The 17604-nt window shown below is 36.4% G+C and carries 14 protein-coding genes; 8 read left to right on the top strand and 6 right to left on the bottom strand.

What is annotated here, in order from left to right; translation table 11 throughout:
• Positions 1-151: 151 nt before the first annotated feature.
• On the top strand, positions 152-1510 hold the full coding sequence (locus tag LN736_RS05260; RefSeq protein ID WP_229981132.1) for a B12-binding domain-containing radical SAM protein: 1359 nt from the start codon (positions 152-154) through the stop codon (positions 1508-1510).
• Positions 1511-1577: 67 nt separating this feature from the next.
• Here LN736_RS05260 and LN736_RS05255 read toward each other — a convergent pair whose 3' ends face one another.
• The 4 genes from LN736_RS05255 to LN736_RS05240 all read right to left on the bottom strand — a co-directional run bounded on the left by LN736_RS05255 (position 1578) and on the right by LN736_RS05240 (position 4787).
• Positions 1578-3434 carry a sensor histidine kinase gene (locus LN736_RS05255; protein WP_229981131.1) on the bottom strand — a complete coding sequence of 619 codons (1857 nt, stop codon included), beginning with the start codon at positions 3432-3434 and terminating at the stop codon, positions 1578-1580.
• Between the two features lie 105 nt (positions 3435-3539).
• On the bottom strand, positions 3540-3674 hold the full coding sequence (locus tag LN736_RS05250; RefSeq protein WP_179978500.1) for a cyclic lactone autoinducer peptide: 135 nt from the start codon (positions 3672-3674) through the stop codon (positions 3540-3542).
• Between the two features lie 20 nt (positions 3675-3694).
• A complete protein-coding gene (locus LN736_RS05245) occupies positions 3695-4336 on the bottom strand; it encodes an accessory gene regulator ArgB-like protein (RefSeq protein WP_179978501.1) in 642 nt (213 codons plus the stop codon).
• A complete protein-coding gene (locus LN736_RS05240) occupies positions 4323-4787 on the bottom strand; it encodes a hypothetical protein (protein WP_229981130.1) in 465 nt (154 codons plus the stop codon). Before LN736_RS05240 ends, LN736_RS05245 begins: the two co-directional genes overlap by 14 nt.
• Positions 4788-5041: 254 nt before the next feature.
• Here LN736_RS05240 and LN736_RS05235 point away from each other — a divergent pair, with 254 nt between their 5' ends.
• From LN736_RS05235 to LN736_RS05215, 5 genes are all read left to right on the top strand, one after another.
• A complete protein-coding gene (locus tag LN736_RS05235; protein WP_190972280.1) occupies positions 5042-5188 on the top strand; it encodes a hypothetical protein in 147 nt (48 codons plus the stop codon).
• A gap of 773 nt (positions 5189-5961) precedes the next feature.
• Positions 5962-7314, top strand: coding sequence for an MATE family efflux transporter (locus LN736_RS05230; RefSeq protein WP_229981129.1), 1353 nt, complete (start codon positions 5962-5964; stop codon positions 7312-7314).
• Positions 7315-7792: 478 nt separating this feature from the next.
• Entirely contained in the window at positions 7793-8737 is a 945-nt protein-coding gene (locus tag LN736_RS05225; protein ID WP_229981128.1) for a sensor histidine kinase, read from the top strand.
• A 66-nt stretch (positions 8738-8803) separates the two neighbouring features.
• Positions 8804-9670 (top strand): tRNA 2-thiocytidine biosynthesis TtcA family protein, encoded by an 867-nt coding sequence (locus tag LN736_RS05220; protein WP_179978505.1) that lies wholly within the window; start codon positions 8804-8806, stop codon positions 9668-9670.
• A gap of 10 nt (positions 9671-9680) precedes the next feature.
• Positions 9681-9959: a hypothetical protein gene (locus LN736_RS05215; RefSeq protein WP_229981127.1), complete on the top strand. Its 279-nt coding sequence runs from the start codon at positions 9681-9683 to the stop codon at positions 9957-9959.
• A 111-nt stretch (positions 9960-10070) separates the two neighbouring features.
• Here the strand turns inward: LN736_RS05215 and LN736_RS05210 are convergent, their stop codons facing one another.
• Entirely contained in the window at positions 10071-10520 is a 450-nt protein-coding gene (locus tag LN736_RS05210) for a hypothetical protein (protein ID WP_150358890.1), read from the bottom strand.
• Positions 10521-10594: 74 nt separating this feature from the next.
• Complete coding sequence (locus LN736_RS05205; RefSeq protein ID WP_150358889.1) at positions 10595-11035, bottom strand: cell wall hydrolase; 441 nt, start codon at positions 11033-11035, stop codon at positions 10595-10597.
• Between the two features lie 193 nt (positions 11036-11228).
• Here LN736_RS05205 and LN736_RS05200 point away from each other — a divergent pair, with 193 nt between their 5' ends.
• Positions 11229-12296, top strand: a complete 1068-nt coding sequence (locus tag LN736_RS05200) for a cell wall-binding repeat-containing protein (protein ID WP_229981126.1) — start codon at positions 11229-11231, stop codon at positions 12294-12296.
• A gap of 769 nt (positions 12297-13065) precedes the next feature.
• Positions 13066-16818 carry a cell wall-binding repeat-containing protein gene (locus tag LN736_RS05195; RefSeq protein WP_229981125.1) on the top strand — a complete coding sequence of 1251 codons (3753 nt, stop codon included), beginning with the start codon at positions 13066-13068 and terminating at the stop codon, positions 16816-16818.
• Positions 16819-17604: the final 786 nt, after the last annotated feature.

The following is a 17604-nucleotide window of genomic DNA, read 5'->3' as shown; positions in this document are numbered from 1 at the left end:
AAAATTCACCAAAATTCTACACTATTCACTCTGCAGTTTAGATTTGATGTTTGTACTTTATTTTTTCTGTTTATTGAAAAAGAGTTGAAATATTTGGACAAAAATACTAATATACTTGTATGTGATAAAAATTATAAATGAGGGTGTAAATATGAAAGTAATTTTTATTGTTCCGGCAGCAGATATAAGGAGAAATGCCATATATAGGTTTGGCGATAAAATTTATGGGCATTCCAATTCTATTTCAGGGCCGTTGATACTCGGGAGGATATTAAAAGATGCAGGATATGATGTAGAAGTATATGAGGAGCTGTATAAAGACTTGAATTTCAATAAATTTGAAAATGGGGATTTAATAATGCTCTACACCATGACCTCTTCTTCCACAAGAGCATATCACATTGCAGACTATTTTAGAAATGTCAAGCACAAGAGAGTGGTCATAGGGGGTATACATGCTTCCAGCCTGCCTGAAGAGGCCCTGCAGCATGCAGACCAGGTAGTGGTTGGAGAAGGTGAAAGGGTAATTGTAGACGTAGCCAGCGGAAAAATTAAGGACAAGATAGTTTATTCAAAATGCATAGAGAATCTGGATGAGATACCTTTCCCGGATTACAGTCTTTTAAAAACTCCCTGCAGGGCCGCCAATGTCATGACCTCCAGGGGATGCCCTTTTAGCTGCTCTTTTTGTACCACCTCCAGGATGTTTCATCCTTATAGAAAGAGGACTCCTGATAATGTCATAGAAGAGCTGAGGATGTATAAAAACCAGGGATTTAAATATGTAAATTTTGAAGATGACAATTTTACTGCAGACAAAGATAGAGCGAAAGAAATACTTAGAAAGATGATTTCAAATAACCTGGTGTTTAGAGAGACCTTTTTCTTTGGACGGACAGATATGGCAAACGATGAAGAACTGCTTCAGCTCCTTCATGATGCCCACCTGAACAGGGTGCTTATAGGAATTGAATCCCTGAATCAAAAATCCCTGGACAACATAAACAAGAAACAGAAGATTTCCGATATTGAAAAATGTGGTACAGCCCTTGTCAAGCACAAGATAAGACTGATAGCCAGCCTTGTACTGGGGCTTGATGATGACAGTAAAGAGGACATGGAAAGAGGAGAGAAATTCTGTGAGAGGATAAATGCCTATCAGTTCCAGCCGGCAATTTTGACCCCATTTCCCAACACGCCTGTTTATGAGCAGTATAAGAAGGAAGGCCGCCTGCTGGATAATGACTGGCAGTACTATGACATGATGGTTGTAAACTTCAAACCTAAAAAGATGTCTCCTTATGATCTGCAGAGTGAATTTTTTAGAGTGGCAAAATTGTTCTATACTTTTAAATCCTCTTTCAACATACTCAAGATCTTTGGATTTGTAGCCTGGATTAGGAGAATTGGACTGTGGATTGCGGTAAAATTTGGAGAAGCTCTTTTCAGGAAAAAATCCAATATAAAAGATGGAAACATATATAACAAAATAAAAGAGGTGTCCATTTAGATCTTTTTATTTTCAGAAAAATTTTTGCGGAAATAAAGGGCTTAGAGTAAATTGCTTTAAGCCCTTTTCATTTTTCAAGAGAATATATATCGGAAAACTCTATATTTATCTTTTCTACATTGGTTTTAAACAATTCATTGTTTTTCACGTCATTTTCCTTCACCAGTTCTGCCGGAAGTTCTATAAAAAATTTACTTCCCTTTCCTTCCTCGCTTTTAACACTTATTTTACCGTTGTGCAGATCTACCAGGCTCTTTACCAGATACAGTCCTATGCCGCTTCCCTCGCAGTCCCTTGAAAGGGAACGATTTGCCTGGCCGAAGCGTTCAAATATGAGATTCAGCTTGTCTTTGGGGATTCCCTTGCCGTCATCTTCTACGCTGATAAGCACTGTCTTTCCCCTGTCTTCCACATTTACATATATGTGTCCCCTGGAATCAGTATATTTAAAGGCATTTGACAGCAGGTTGAGCATTATACGCTCCAATTTGACTGGATCGAAGGCCATGATCTTCTCTTCTACATTTGTATCAAATATCAGCTCTATATCCTTGCTGTTTATATAGGAAGCCACTGATTGGGTGATGTCTTCCACCACGCTTACTATATTCTGATTTTGCCTGTTTATTTTAATAGCTCCCGAATCAAGCCTGGTTATGTCTAAAAGATTGTTTACAATTCTTATTAATCTCAGGCAGTTCTGCTTCATGGTTTTTAGGTAGAATTTGCATTTTTCAGTGCTTTTGCTGCTGCATTTATTCACATATATGTCCATGGTCTGGATGGCAACGAATATCACATTTATAGGAGTCTTGAGCTCGTGGGACATATTTACGAAGAATTCTGTTATGAGGGAATTGAATTCCCTGGTTTCATTGAGCAGTTTCAAGTTCTTTTCCGCAGTGTTTTTAAGGGTTTCCATCTGTTTTTCAGATGTCAGATCGAGAAGCAGTGTCATCACTGCAGGCTTACTGTCATAGACGAAAAATGAAGATGTATTTCTGACGGATATGGCATTCCCCTGACAATCCAGTATGTTTTCCTCCATGGTGACTTTTGACAGCTTTTTCTCTGTTATGTCGCTGTATTTTTCCTTGGAGGTCATTATACATTCCTTTGGGTAATACCTGTATAGTAATTTATCGTCCAGATCCAGCGCCCTGGAATAGCCAAGGAGTTTTGCAGCACTTTCATTGGCGTATATTATCTTTCCGCCTTCATGGACTATGACTGAGTTTATGGAGTTCTCAAAGAGCATTTCAAAACATACCTTGTTTTTCAGCAGGGAGGATTCCATATCTTCTCTTTTTATACTCTGTTCCTTTAGTTTGTGGCTCAGCAGGTTTAGCCTGTTGTCCTTGCTTTTATTGTTTTCAGCTTCTATGTCCACATAATATCCCAGCACCCAGGATATGAATATGAATATTCCCACCAGTATCAGATCCCTCTGGAAATATATATTTATGCCGTTGGAAGTGGGGGCGTACAGCAGATCCGCCGTAAGTACAAAAGTTGAACAGAAAAGCGAAGTTACAATGCCGTATCTGGAGCCGTACTGTATTACGGAAGACAGTATCAGGAGCAGAAACAGGTATTTGTATTCACTTTCGTAGGAGTTGGATATATATATGGGTATGGCGATAATGAGCGTAAAAAAAAGGGTCTCCATGAGCCAGGATTTTTTAAATACATTCGAAGAACGTTCTAATTTAGTATTGATTATTAATGAAGCCGCATAAATTGATAACATAATGCATAATATGAAAATAGTGTTATATAAATTGAAATAATTGTTATCTGAGTTAACTTTTAAAACTGAATAATATTGAGGCAAATCAATGCATATTATTATGACAGTGAATACAACTATGGCTATCTTTATGATGGACAGCATAACGGATATGCTGTTTGCAATGTATTTCATAGATAATTTCCTCCCAGGTATAAATGAAAAATTCAGATTAAAAAGTAAAAATTACCAATTTTTTAAATCAGTAATTTTTACCCTAGAGCTTTTTAAGTTTTTAGGCTATTTTCTCAAGCAGTCAGGTTCCTCTGGCTGATAAAAACACCACGTGCATGCCGAAGCTGAAACTGTAAATGCCATGAGTGTGCACACCAGTGCAGATAAAGTGATGAATAATTTTACTATTTTACCCTTCAATTGAATTCCCCCCTTTTTTCCTACTTTTTTAACATTGAATCGGCCTTTTTTAAAATTACTGATCCCCGGTCCGTCAGGGTGATGGACTGCCACAGGCAGCCAAAGCTTATGCAGTCTATGATTTTTAAATAATACAGTTGGTTGTTTGTATTATAAAGCAGGCAAAGTGCAATTATCATTATAGAAAATATTGTCAAGGTGATGATGGAGTCTTTTTTAAACATCTTTTTCATTTTTTTACTGGTAATGGGTTTTTGAGGGCTGTCTACCGGGGCCTTCAAAAATACTGTTACAAAGGCAGCCGCCATGCAGAATACACTCACTGCTGCAGTAGCCGGGAAAGAAAAACTGTAAAAAAATCTGTCCACCAGCAGTCCTGCAGCAGCAGCGGAAATTGTTCCGCTTATAATACATAGATTAGGAGATGAAGAATGAAAGCCGCCTGAATATTTTCTCAGTATGCTCATTGACACGGAAAATATGAGAGCTTCATACAGTACACCTAAAACTGCACCTGCTGCTATTACCCAGAATATAGAAAATATGGTCTGAAGCAGACTGATTGCCCCGTACACTATTATTTCCTCTTTTTCCTTGTCTGCTTTTAGAACAGTTCTGGCTTTTTTCCCCAGAGAAACTGCCAGCCTTTCAGTCAGGTACATTTTTAATTCCTCTTTTTCTTAATAGATAGCGTATTATGACAAGAAATAAAAATAACATTACCAGTGATGGAATACCCATAAGGGATTTTTTTATAGGTTCCATGGAATTTATATTTGTGCTAATGCCAAGCAGTTTGAGCATAAGCATATTTAAAAATTCACTTACTGAAAACATTAAAGACATAAACAAAGTTGCATATATAGAGATAAGCAATGGTATTCCTACAATTACCATAGCCCCTATAATTAAGATCATCAAAATTATGGTATGAACTCCAAAATATATTGGCAGCTCTCTTACGAGAAAAGAAACTATACCCAGCAAAATACTTATGAATATATATTTTTTTATATCAAGTGGCTTTTTAGCTATAATATGTATTCCCCAAACTACCAAAAGCATTTCGGGAATACTTCTTAAAAAAAGTTCTATCCAATTGATTCCGAGCATATTCAGGTCTCTCCTTTTGTTGTTATTTACAATCCATTCGACAAATATATACATTTTATGAATTTATTTCACATTGTTTAATTTATATTATTCTCCATAAAATATGAAAATCCTTCTTTAAATAAAAAAATATCCTATAAAAATATTTTATAGGATATTATATTTCATTTTACTGTATTTTAAGGTTTTTTTTTACAATATTTTGGATGATGATTATAGAGAGAAAAAGTATGATCAATGAGGGGAGGGTCAGTATGGATTTTTTAACGGGATTCATGTTGGTGAATACAAAAGATATATTGAAAAGACTGAGTATAAATTTGTTTAGAGTTTCAGCAATTATAAGTATAAACAGCATTATAAGGGTGCTGTATATGGAAGTGACCAGCGGGATTCCCTGAATTATCATGATACTTATTACTGAAATCGTTATAATCATGGTGTGGACACCGAAGTATATGGGAAGCTCTCTTACTAAAAAGGAATATAAACCCAGAATACAGCTTAGAATTATATAATTTCGCACGTTAAAAGATTTTCTAGCCAGTACGTATATTCCCCATATCATCAGCAGCATCTCGGGAATACACCTTAGAAAAATTTCTATCCATTGAAGTTTCAGCATTGCAAATGTCCTTTCCTGTAACTACATTATTTATATATTATAGTAAAAATTGTACATATTTGTACAATTTGTTTACGTTAAGAAATTCTACGTAAAATAAAAAAATCCTCCTTCTTGAAAAAGTTTTTTTTCGACTCCCGGGGGTCATGAACAAATTGTGAACTGATCATTTGGAATTATGTAATTCTGGACTTTGGACAAACTATTGATGTATAATCTTATTTATCCGAACGCTACCATTGCTAATACTTCCAGCTTCCTAAGCTGGAAGATAAGCACTGCTACGCGCCTGGATAAGGTGATTCTTAGGTTCGCAGTAATTTGCTTATGAGAAAAATTTTTTCAAGAACTTTAGAAGAGCCAATCCAGTGGCGTAACAGTTTTTAACCTATCATGTTGTAAACTGGGAGGTTTAGAACTGGCAGCCATCGGATAAGTTCTTCTTAGGTTCAGGTGGAGAAAAGTATTCCTTATAAGCAAACTCCACCTGAACCTAAGAAGAACTTGATTATTATTTTTATTACTAATTTATTATGGGAGAAAGATCAAGTGAATTTTATAAGAAAAGACGTATTTAAATTGGCAGTGCCTATTTTAACCGAGCAGTTGTTTGTCATGTCCCTGGGTGTGGTGAATACCATGATGGCAGGGCATATCAACAAGGAGGCAGTTTCTGCTATTGGTATGGTGGATTCCATCAACAATATATTTATTGCCTTTTTTTCAGCCCTGGCAGTAGGCGGGACTGTGGTAGTGGCACAATATGCCGGCAGAAAAAATATAAAAAGGGCAAATGAAGCAGTCAAGCAGGCACTTTACTCTGCTGTGTTGATATCTCTTGCAATTACCACTGCCATGTGGATATTCAGAAAACAACTTGTAACTCTGCTGTATGGTTCTGCAGATGTACAGGTTATAGATTATGCTTACACCTATCTCGAAATAACACTTTTAACGTATCCTCTTGTTGCACTGAACCTTTCCGCCAATGGCGTGCTGAGGGGAGCAGGCGATACCAAAACACCCATGAAAATTACTATGTTCATGAATGTGATAAACGTAATATTGGGATACTGCCTGATTTACGGCGTGCATATAAAAAACTTCAAAATTTCAAGTCTGGGAGTGGAGGGGGCTGCGATTGCCATTGCTGTGGCCAGAACTCTGGGTGCAGTTATGGTATTCATTGTTCTATTGAGAGGTACAGCCATCGTAAAGCTTGTTAAAGTAGCTCAATTTAATTTTGACAGGAAATTACTCAAACCCATATTTGGAGTGGGGATTCCCGCCAGTGTAGAATCCTTTTTGTTCAATGGAGGAAAACTTATAACTCAGATATTTATTGTAGACATGGGAACCATATCCATAGCGGCCAATACAATTACCAATTCCATAACAAATATGCTCAACATACCTGGAATGGCTCTGAGCATTGCGGCTACTGCTCTGGTAGGACAGTATATGGGAAGAAAGGACAGCAGCGGAGCGGAAGACTGTCTATCCTATTTGAATAAGGTTTCCACCATATGCCTTGTAGTTTTAGCACTTATTTCCGTACCTGCTGCAGGCTTTTTATCCTCTCTCTACACCACAGATTCCTCTATAGTACATTTGTGTGTGAATTTATTGAGAGTAAATGCACTGTTTATTCCGCTCTGGTCCATTGCCTTCGTCCTGCCTGCGGGGCTGAAGGGAGCAGGTGATGCCAGGTATACCCTGGTGACTTCCATCATAGGAATGTGGATTTTCAGGATAACTATGGGATATATATTGGGAATACCCCTAAAAATGGGTGTTATAGGAATTTGGCTTGGAATGTATATAGATTGGCTTGTGAGGGGAATATTGTACTATATGAGATTTAAAAAAGGAAAGTGGAAGAGCCTTGTGCTCATAAAATAATCAAGCCAGCCTCCGGGTACAAGCTGTCCTCGGGGGGCCGTGAACAGGCTGCGAGCGGAATGTTAATATATCGTAAATAAATTGTGAATAAATATTTAAAGTTTAATTAAAAAATTTAAAATTCAATTATAATTTATGCGGATTTTAGCGTTTTAGACGGTGAAAAATGTAGTATTATCTTTTTATTAATGTAATTTTTATACATAAAAAATAAAAATTGCAAAAATATTCTTATTATAGGTTTATTTTTAGAAAAAGAGGTGATATAATTAGCTTGTTGGATTATTTACATCTTAATTGCAATTTAAAACATTTTCATAAGTATTTAAGTTTAAGTCTCCACGGTGCATAATTAAGTTAAAATATATTTTTTTATAAACAGTTCATATAATACAATAATTATCAATATAATTTATGTATAGGGCAGTTTGTGTAATAAGAATATAATTATTAATGATATGGAAATGGGTGTGAGAATATGAAAAGTTTTAGTGAACAGGATAAAGGCAGGTATAGTAAAGTACAAAAATCTTCTGTACTAGACGTTTTTTGTGATGCCACTCTGGAAAAACAAGTTCAACAGCTTAAAAATGACGTAGAAAGAAATACTGAACTTTTAAACGAAAGCCAGGAGCTTAATAAAAAGATTACAGAATTCATATCTAATATTTCTCATGAATTAAAAACACCTCTCAACGTTATTTTTTCTGCGATACAAGTATTGGCACTGTGTAAGGATTATACAGACAAAAATTACATAAACAAGCAAAGCAAGTATCTGGAAATTATGAAACAAAACTGTTACAGACTTATGAGGCTCATAAATAACCTGTTGGATATAAGCAAGCTGGATTCAGGATTTATAAAATTAAATCTTCACAATAGAAATATTGTAAGCGTAGTTGAGGATATCACTTCTTCATTAGCTCCATATGTGGAAGACAAGGGAATCAATTTGACCTTTGACACCAATGTGGAGGAAAAGATAATGGCCGTGGATCCGGATAAAATGGAGAGAATAATTTTAAATTTGCTCTCAAATGCAGTGAAATTTACTCCCGAGAATGGTGAGATATACGTAGATGTTCTGGATAAAGGGGATAATGTATATATTAAAGTAAAGGATACAGGTGTTGGAATACCGGAAGACAAACTTCAGGTCATATTTGAAAGATTTGGGCAGGTGGGCAGAGATTATGTAGACAACAGCAAGGGCAGCGGAATAGGCCTTTACCTGGTAAAATCATTTGTAGAGCTCCACGGCGGTGAAATCAGTGTAAAAAGCACCTTGAACGTCGGAAGCGAATTTACCATAAGGCTTCCCGCCAAAGTTATAGAGGAAGAGTGCTGTGAAGAGAGCGATTATGGGAACAGAAAAGAACAGATTGGCATGGAATTCCCGGATATATACTATAAAACTTGATTTTGCAGGAATCTTGATTCCATCTTTATAAGTGATATAATATTCTGGTAAAGGTGGGGTGATGGCATGAGCAAAATTGGAGGGAACGGATGCGAAATACTGGTTCCCTTTAATGAGAGAAAACCGTTGAAAGAAATAGAGCATAGTATCACTAAAAGGTATAGAACCCATATATGGTCGAGATTTGTAAGGGCTATAAGCGAATATCATTTGGTAGAAGAAGGGGATAAAGTTGCAGTGGCAGTATCCGGAGGCAAGGACAGTCTGCTCATGGCAAAATTGTTCCAGGAACTGAAAAAACACTGGAAAGTGGATTTTCAGCTGGAATTTATTTCTATGGATCCGGGATATCATAAGAGCATTCGGGAACTTTTGGAAAGTAATTGTGAATATTTAAAAATTCCACTGCATATTTTTGAATCTGATATTTTTTCTGTAATAGATAAAATTGCCAGAGATTACCCCTGTTATATGTGTGCCAAGATGAGAAGGGGAGCACTTTATACCAAAGCCCGGGAACTTGGCTGCAATAAACTTGCCCTGGGACACCATTTCAATGACGTAATAGAGACAACTCTTCTTAATCTTTTATATTCTGGAAGCTTTAAAACCATGCTTCCAAAATTGAAGTCCAAAAACTTTGAAGGTCTGGAACTCATAAGACCTCTTTATTACGTGGAAGAAGTCTATATTCAGCGTTTTATACAAAACAGCGGTATATGGCCTCTTAATTGTGCCTGCATGGTTGCAGCAGAGAGAATAGGCAATAAGCGCTATGAGATCAAGGACTTGATAGCGGAGTTAAAGAAGAGATTTAAAGATATAGATAAATCCATTTTTCACGCGGCGGAAAATGTAAATTTAGACGGCATTCTCGCCTGGGAGAAAGATGGAGAGAAACATTCTTTTTTGGAAGATTATGATAGACAGTGAGTTGAATCAAATGATAAAGATATGGGGAAAGCTCATAAAACACAATAAAATAATCAAAGACAAAGTGGTCACAGCTGGCGGCGGGGAAAATTATCAGCAGGATCTCAAGAAATGTATAATTGTGCTCTGCAGTGAATTTGACATTGAAAAACCCTACTGGCTTCCCACCAACCTGGAGGAGTACAACAGGAGAGGCAAAACTATTTTTACACAGGATAATTTTATAGACAGATTCTCTTTTGACAAATTTGTCATAGAAGAACTTAAAACAAAAAATAAAAAACAGTGAAAAGCTGACAGCTGGGAGTATACAGCTCTTGTTGATTTTTAGCGACTGCCGAAAATCTTCATTTACTATACACCCTGCGCTTTTAACTTTTCACTTTAAATTGTGAATTGTCTAAGACTGTCCATTATCGAATATAACCACGAACTTTATGGAATATATATCTGCCAGTTCTCTGGCATTCGTACCCTCTTCCCTCAGTATTATATAGCTTATTCCTACATTTTCCAGTATTCCTGTCCTGTCCTGCATAGTGCCGGTGCCCAGCAAAAAGGTAACCCTCACTCTTTTCCCTATCTGAGTTCTTAAGTAACCTTGAACATAATTTATATCCTGTTGTATTGGAGAACCTGGGGCCATCTCGAAGCTGGTGGGTGTCGGGGTGATATGGGGTGCCTGAGAAGGCGTCTGCTGGTTTTGTCTTGCGTCAGAACTTTCGTCTGTTTCCTCAGGTGTTTCTTCAAGTGTTTCCTCCGGGGGAGGAGCTCCTGGCATTTCCATTTCAGGCATTATCTCCGGTGACATTGGCATAGTCCTGAAATAATCAGGGTAATTTGATATCATTAAAATACCTCCATGTTATATTGATTAATCTGGCTAAATTTCAATTGTCAATTAAAAATTAAATTGTGCATTGTCTAAGTTTGTGCGTACAGCTCCGTGGGGTTGTAAAAGCAGTGGTTTAATATCCTTATCTGAAAAGTTCCTACACCGTTATAGGGAAATATACCGGGACATGGGGCATAGGGATTAAAATACCATAGAGAATAACCTATGTTAAATAACCTGTTTCCTGCAAGTGCCCAGTCTGCTATGTCATAGTGTATTTGATCAGGAGGAATGGACCAGACATTTTGATTATTGGGTACGCCGTTTATTTCAGTACGCATGCAGTCGAATTGACCAGCCTGAAAAAGTACACGCCTGAGATCACCCTGGCCTATTCTATGATATTCCCCGTAGGGAACCCGTACCCTGTTCATGATAGTGGTAGCTACAGCCCTCATTCCGTTATCCCCTTCTCCGCCTGCTTCACACTTTATGATTCTGGCAAGGAGTTCTCTATCTGAGAAAGCCATAGACTTTCACCTCCATATTTTACTTACAGTATTATTTTATTTGGAAAAGTTTAAAAGGTTACAATTATTTACTTAAACTCTTATTTCCATCAATTACATGGATAAGAAATTCTTATATTGACTGTAAAAAAATTTTGTGTTGTTATATAATAAATTGTATATATTGATGATAATTGAAAGAGAGGTAAACTATATGGCGAATAAGAAAAGGTTTTTGAGCCCCCTGTTGACTGCGCTGGTGCTGTCACTGACACTTGGAGTTGGAAGTGTAGGTGTACAAGCAGATGACAGCAGTGATAATATAAACAGAATAGGGGGAAGCGACAGGATAGGTACTGCTGACCAGGTGGCGCTGGATCTCTTTGGAACTTCCCAGAATGTAGTTCTTGTAAATGGATACGGATATGCGGATGCAGTGAGTGCCACTCCACTGGCAAAACAGCTCAATGCCCCCATACTTTTGACAAGCGGGGAGGATGCTCTGGAATCCCAGGTATCTTCAACCATGGACAGTCTTCATGTGTCCAATGTATACATAGTAGGCGGCAGCGGAGTTGTATCCCAGTCCATAGAAGACAGTTTGAAGGCTAAATATGGGACGGAACACGTTCAGCGTATAGAGGGAACCACTGACACCACAAGAATGGGTACAAATGCAGCAGTTGCCCAGAAAGTGCTTGATAAGACCGGAAAGAAATCTGCAATCCTTGTAAATGGACAAGATGGATATGCGGATTCACTTTCAGTAGCTTCCGTTGCAGCACAGGAGGGATATCCCGTTTTATTTGCAAATAGCACGGAAGTACCTGATGTGGTTAAGGATATAGTGACTTCCAACAGCTTGAGTAATATAAAAGCTGTAGGGGGAAGCGGAGTCCTGCCTGAAGCTGTAGTGAATTCAGTAAATGGGACTAAAATCACCAAGGATTCCGATATGTTGAACAGATTTGCCACCAATCTGGCAGTCCTCAATTATTTTAAAAGCAGCCTTAAATTTGACAATGTGTATGTAGCAGCTGGGGGAGCGACAAGTAATCAGTTTGCAGATGCCCTGGTAGCCTCTGCAGCAGCAGCAAAGACCGATTCACCTCTGGTGCTCAGCGGAGTTGGTGCAAATCAGACTCAAATAGATAATGCCAGAGATTATGTATTGTCCAATACCGATCCGGACAATTCAAAGATAACCATAATTGGAGGAACGGCTTCCGTTTCACAGGCAATAGAAGACAGTTTTACTTTTTCTATAATAGGTATCGAATAAAAAAACCCGCTTTCGCGGGTTTTTTATTCGTTATTCAAACTTCATCTTTAGTTGTGAATTGTAAAAACTCTTCTGAAATTTATATAATAAATATGTTCATTTTATAATAAACATAGTCATTTGCGATATAGATGACTATGTTTATGACGAATGAATATGATAGGTGAGCATAAAATTAAACCAAAAAAAGCGGATTTTTAAATTTATTAACAATATAAAAAAAGGATTTTTATAGGTTATGTAGAATAATATATCAAATATATAAGTATAATTAACTAGCTTTATAAAAAGCATCCATATTTTAAGGAATATATTTCTTGTAAAACCTTAACTTACTAGGGATTGGACTATGGAAAAATTAGAAATGTTGTTGTATAATTGAAGTATGGGTTGGTCATTGCCAGATGAGAAATTATTTATCATAGGAGGTATACTGTAGAAATTATGGATTTATTATGATATAATCAAAATAAATTATGAGGAATACCATGTAAATAATAAATTTTTGTGAAAATTTATGTTAAATTGTACAATGTTACTAGTATGTACAATCCATATGTGGTATAATAAAGTCTGTTTTAAGGATGTTGACCAAGCAGTATTGGCATGGGAAAGATGAAATTTCACAGAGTACATAAAGTTAAAAATTGATTTGTACATGCTTATGTTACTTGGATTGGCATTTTAATAAAGTATATATTTTAAATATATATATATATATAAAAGAATTTTAATTAAAATTCACTTAAATCGAGGAGGGTATTACAATATGAGTAAGAAAAGTACAAAGGCACTTGCAAGTGCTGCTCTTATGTCCTTGGTTTTAACTACAGCTTTATCAGCTGGTCCAGTTAAAGCAGCTCAAGGAAAAGTAACTAGAGTAAGCGGTGCCGACAGATATGCAACAGCTTCCCAGGTTGCAACAGCAAACTGGGAAAGTGGAAGTGACAGCGTGGTATTGGTTTCAGGTGAAGGTTATGCAGATGCAGTTAGTGCTTCAGCATTGGCTAAGAAACTGGGTGCACCAATACTTTTGACTGAACCAGGTTCACTTAACGCAGATGCTCAGAAAGCACTTGATACGCTGAAACCAAAGAATGTATATGTTATTGGCGGAAATGCTTCAATTTCTCAGAGTATAAGAGATGGACTTAAAGACAAATATACTTTGACAGAATTGGGCGGAGCCAATAGATATGAAACAAATGCAGCAGTAGCTGATGAACTGGTTAAATTGGGAGTTGACGCCAGCAATGTATTGGTTGTTGGAGGAGAAGGATTCTCGGATGCCCTTTCAGTAGCACCAGTAGCAGCTGCAAAGGGACAAATACTGTTATTGGCAACCAATGACCAGGCTAAAACTCAGCCAGTAATAGATTTTGTAAAGAAAAACAACTCAAAGGCTACAGTTGTTGGAACTAAGAATATAATAAATGACACTATCTACAATGCCCTTGGAGCATCTTCAAGAGTAGATGGCGGCGCAGATAGATTTGCTACAAACATAAAAGTATTGAATAATTTCCAGGGTGACTTGAAGAGTGACAAGGTGTACATTGCAAATGCAAGCAAAGCTGCACCAGACAACCTCTATGCAGATGCACTGGTAGCTTCCGCAGTAGCTGGAAAATATTCAGCACCACTGGTATTAGTGGACAAAGATCCTTCAGGATCAACAACTAATCCAAATGCAACAGACAATGCAATAGCTTACTTGAAAGACAACACTACTTCCAGCACTGATTTCCAGGTAATTGGAGGAACAGGGGTTGTTTCCGAGAATACTGTAGAAGCAATCAATGAGATTTATAATCCAAGTGGAGATCAGGCAACTGAAGTTCAGTCTGTTGAAGCTGTTGGATTGAATCAAATTAAGGTTATATTTAATGGCGAAGTTGATTCAGATACAGCTGAGACGGTGTCTAATTATAAAGTTGATGGGACATCATTGGTAGAGCAGAGCGATACTGATACTGGTGATGTAGGTGAAGCTAATGTTGACAAGGAAGCGAAAGCTGTTCTTCAAGATGATAATAAAACAGTTTTAATAACTTTAGCAAAACCAAGACAACAATCTGATGATGTGGATGTGACAGTTAAAAAGGGAATATTGTCAGCGGATAAATCAGAAAATGTTCCTGAATTTACTCAAAGCGTAGATTTCAGTGATACTACAGCTCCTACACTTGAATCAGTATCTGTAAAAGGAAATAGTAAAATAACAGTTAAATTTTCAGAAGCTCTTGATTTAGGAACAATAAATGAATTAAAGAGTAAGTTTAAGATAAATGGTCAAAATATTGGAAGCCTTGGGTTAGATGAACAGTATTCGGAAATTAAAGATTCTGTTAAAGGCCCTGCTGATAAGGTATGGTCCGATGAAGTTGATTTCTATTTTAATTCAAAACTTGATTCAGGTAACAATACTTTGAAGATATCCGATGGAGATAATGATGGTGTATTAACAGATGCTGCAGGATTCCCATTTAAAGAAACTACTGAAGATTTTAATGTTGATTCAATAAGTGGAAGTCCGGAAATAACAAGTATAACAGCTGAAGATAGTGGAAAAGTATATGTTAACTTTGACAGACCAATGGATGAAAAGACAGCTAAAGTTAATGGCAATTATAAGATAAATGGAACTCAATTAACTTCCTCAAATAGTACGATAGACCTTAAGAAAGGTGATACTCAGGTTAAAATAAGTGGAGTATCAGGTTTACTTAATAAAAATGCAAATACTATATATATTGATGATAATGTAAAAGATGCTTATGGAAATAAAGTAGCAGATGATACTACAAAGTCGTTTGATTTGGATGAAGATGATACTAAACCAGCAGTATCGTCAGTTACATTATTAGATGATGATACTATACGTGTTAGATTTAGTAAAGATGTAAGAGCAATAGAAGCAACTGATAAATCTAACTATAAATTAGTGGATAAAAGTGGCACAAATATAAATTTGGATAATGCTAATTTTACAATTCCTGGGAAATCAGAAGGATATGTTGTTAAAGATACTGACTCAACTGATGTAGTTGATCTAAACTTTGATGATGATTTAACTGATAGTAAATATACTATAACAATTAAGAATATAACAGACACTTCATCAGACGGTAATCAAATGGATGAATATGTTGAAACAATTGATGGAGCTGAAGATGTAGCACCAGAAGTAGATACTATAACTACAGGTTCTAGTGATCGAAAAGTTGTTGTAAACTTTAGTAAGGAAATGGATTCAAGTTCTATCCAGGAACTTTCAAATTATAAATTCAGAAATGGTAATGGAGATTTAAAATCACTTCCAAGTGATACTGATATTTCCGTAAGTTCCGATAATAAAAGTGCTATTATTGAATTCCCAGATAACTATACTGTAAGAGAAGATGGTTATGTTGGTACTGTAGGCGATAATGATGTTATAGAGTTGGACGTTTTAGATAGTATTAAAGATATAAATGGAAATGCATTAGAGATTTCTGTCGCTAAACCTATATCTATAGCATCAAATATAACTACAGTAAATCCTAATTCTGTTAAAGTTTACTATGAAGATGGTAATGATGATGATTTAAAGGTAGATTTTAAATTCACAAAATCAATAGATGATTTTAACTATAAAGAATTTGCGGTTAATGGCGTACAGGCTGATACTGGATACAAAAATAGTGATGTAGTAACTTTAGTATTTAATACTGATGCTACGGTAGATGCTGTTAAAAATAAGGGGAAAGATGCTGTATTAACAATAATTAATCCTACTACAAAGGAGCCGGCTATTCGGGCAACAGATACAAAGGATGTATCAGGTAATCCAGTAGCTATACAAACAGATGCTGACACTGGAGATGCTGAGGTAGGAACAGTAACACCATATTTCTATAAGGCTGCCCCTAAAACTATTAAAGATGATTGGACAGCAACTGTAAATGACTCAGAAGCTGATGTTAACATAGTGTTTGATGCACCAATTTATAAAAATAGTGTTAGAACAGATGATTTTACATTCAGAGTTGGTGGATCGACTTTAGATGCTGATGATTTTGAAGTTACAAAGGCTGCTGATGCTGGTGATAAAAATACTGTTACGTTTAAATTTACAAAGTCTGACAGTATAGCTAAATTTAAAGCTAATAGGACAGTTAAGATAACAGCTAAGGAAACTACGTCCATTTCAGGTGAAAAGGATGAAAATGGCGATTATGCTTATTATGTTCCATCGTCTGAGGATAAGGAGACTGTAAATAAGACTATTTATGTAAATGATGTTACAGAGGGCGGTTACACAATTAATGAATCGGCTAGTGGCAATACATTGACTATTGCAAGTGGTGTAACTGGAACTGCAGATGGATTTAAGGCCGCATTTACAGATTTTGAAACAGTAACTGTGAAAAATGCTAGTAATAATGCAAAAGAAACAGATGAAACTCTTGTTACTGGAGATAAAGTTACGGCTACATTGAAAAATGGAGAAACTGTAATTTATACTGTAAATCAACTTTAGTTTATAATTATTTCTAAAGTCAAAGAACTGTCAGAAATGACAGTTCTTTTTTGCGTGTGCCCAATATGGGTACGTCAGCTTGACGATGAAAGTCCGTTATGGGACTAGGTAGCAGCAACCATTAGCCAAAGGCAAGGGTGTCCGTTGTGAAACGGAATTTGAAGGAAGTTGGAGGTAAAGTCTCAGTCTGAGGAATACAAACTACATACAAGGTTGAAATACGTTGGATGAGTTTGCGCAACAAAACAAAATCCGATACTGCCCGAAGTACACACAGTAAATGAAGCAGATATATGAGACGAAGGAGGTCGTTCTTACCCGGGGAGGTATCATGGGCAAGTTATGGATAGATATGAACTTAGAAATAACAACTTATGTGTTATGTGCATCTGAGACATGAGAAGTCAGCAGAAGCTATAGTACCAAAGGTAGAAAGGTAGTGAAAGGCATTTGGAAAGGGCTGAACAATAGGAGGTTTTGAAGAATAGAAAGAAACAAAGAGTACGTAGAAAGCAGACAACTTCATATTGAAGGCTGTTTCCATGAAGATAAAGTGAAACTTGAAGATATGGAAATCTGCGAACACAAGAAAGAACTATTGGCGTACTGTCAAAAACCATATTCTCTTTGTGTCTATAACTAATCTTAAACTTGAAAAAGCTGGGTTAAGTATCTTTACTTAAAAAATATACAGAATGGTACATAATGATATGAATAGTACGTATGGTAATGGTAGTAATGACACGTATGATTGGTGTTAAGGGACGCTAAATAAATTATTTAGCT

This window comes from Clostridium aromativorans, assembly GCF_020908015.1.
Taxonomy (GTDB): Bacteria; Bacillota; Clostridia; order Clostridiales; family Clostridiaceae; genus Clostridium_B; species Clostridium_B aromativorans.
Note: the sequence above shows the minus strand (reverse complement) of the source record. Positions and strands in the feature narration are given on the sequence as shown.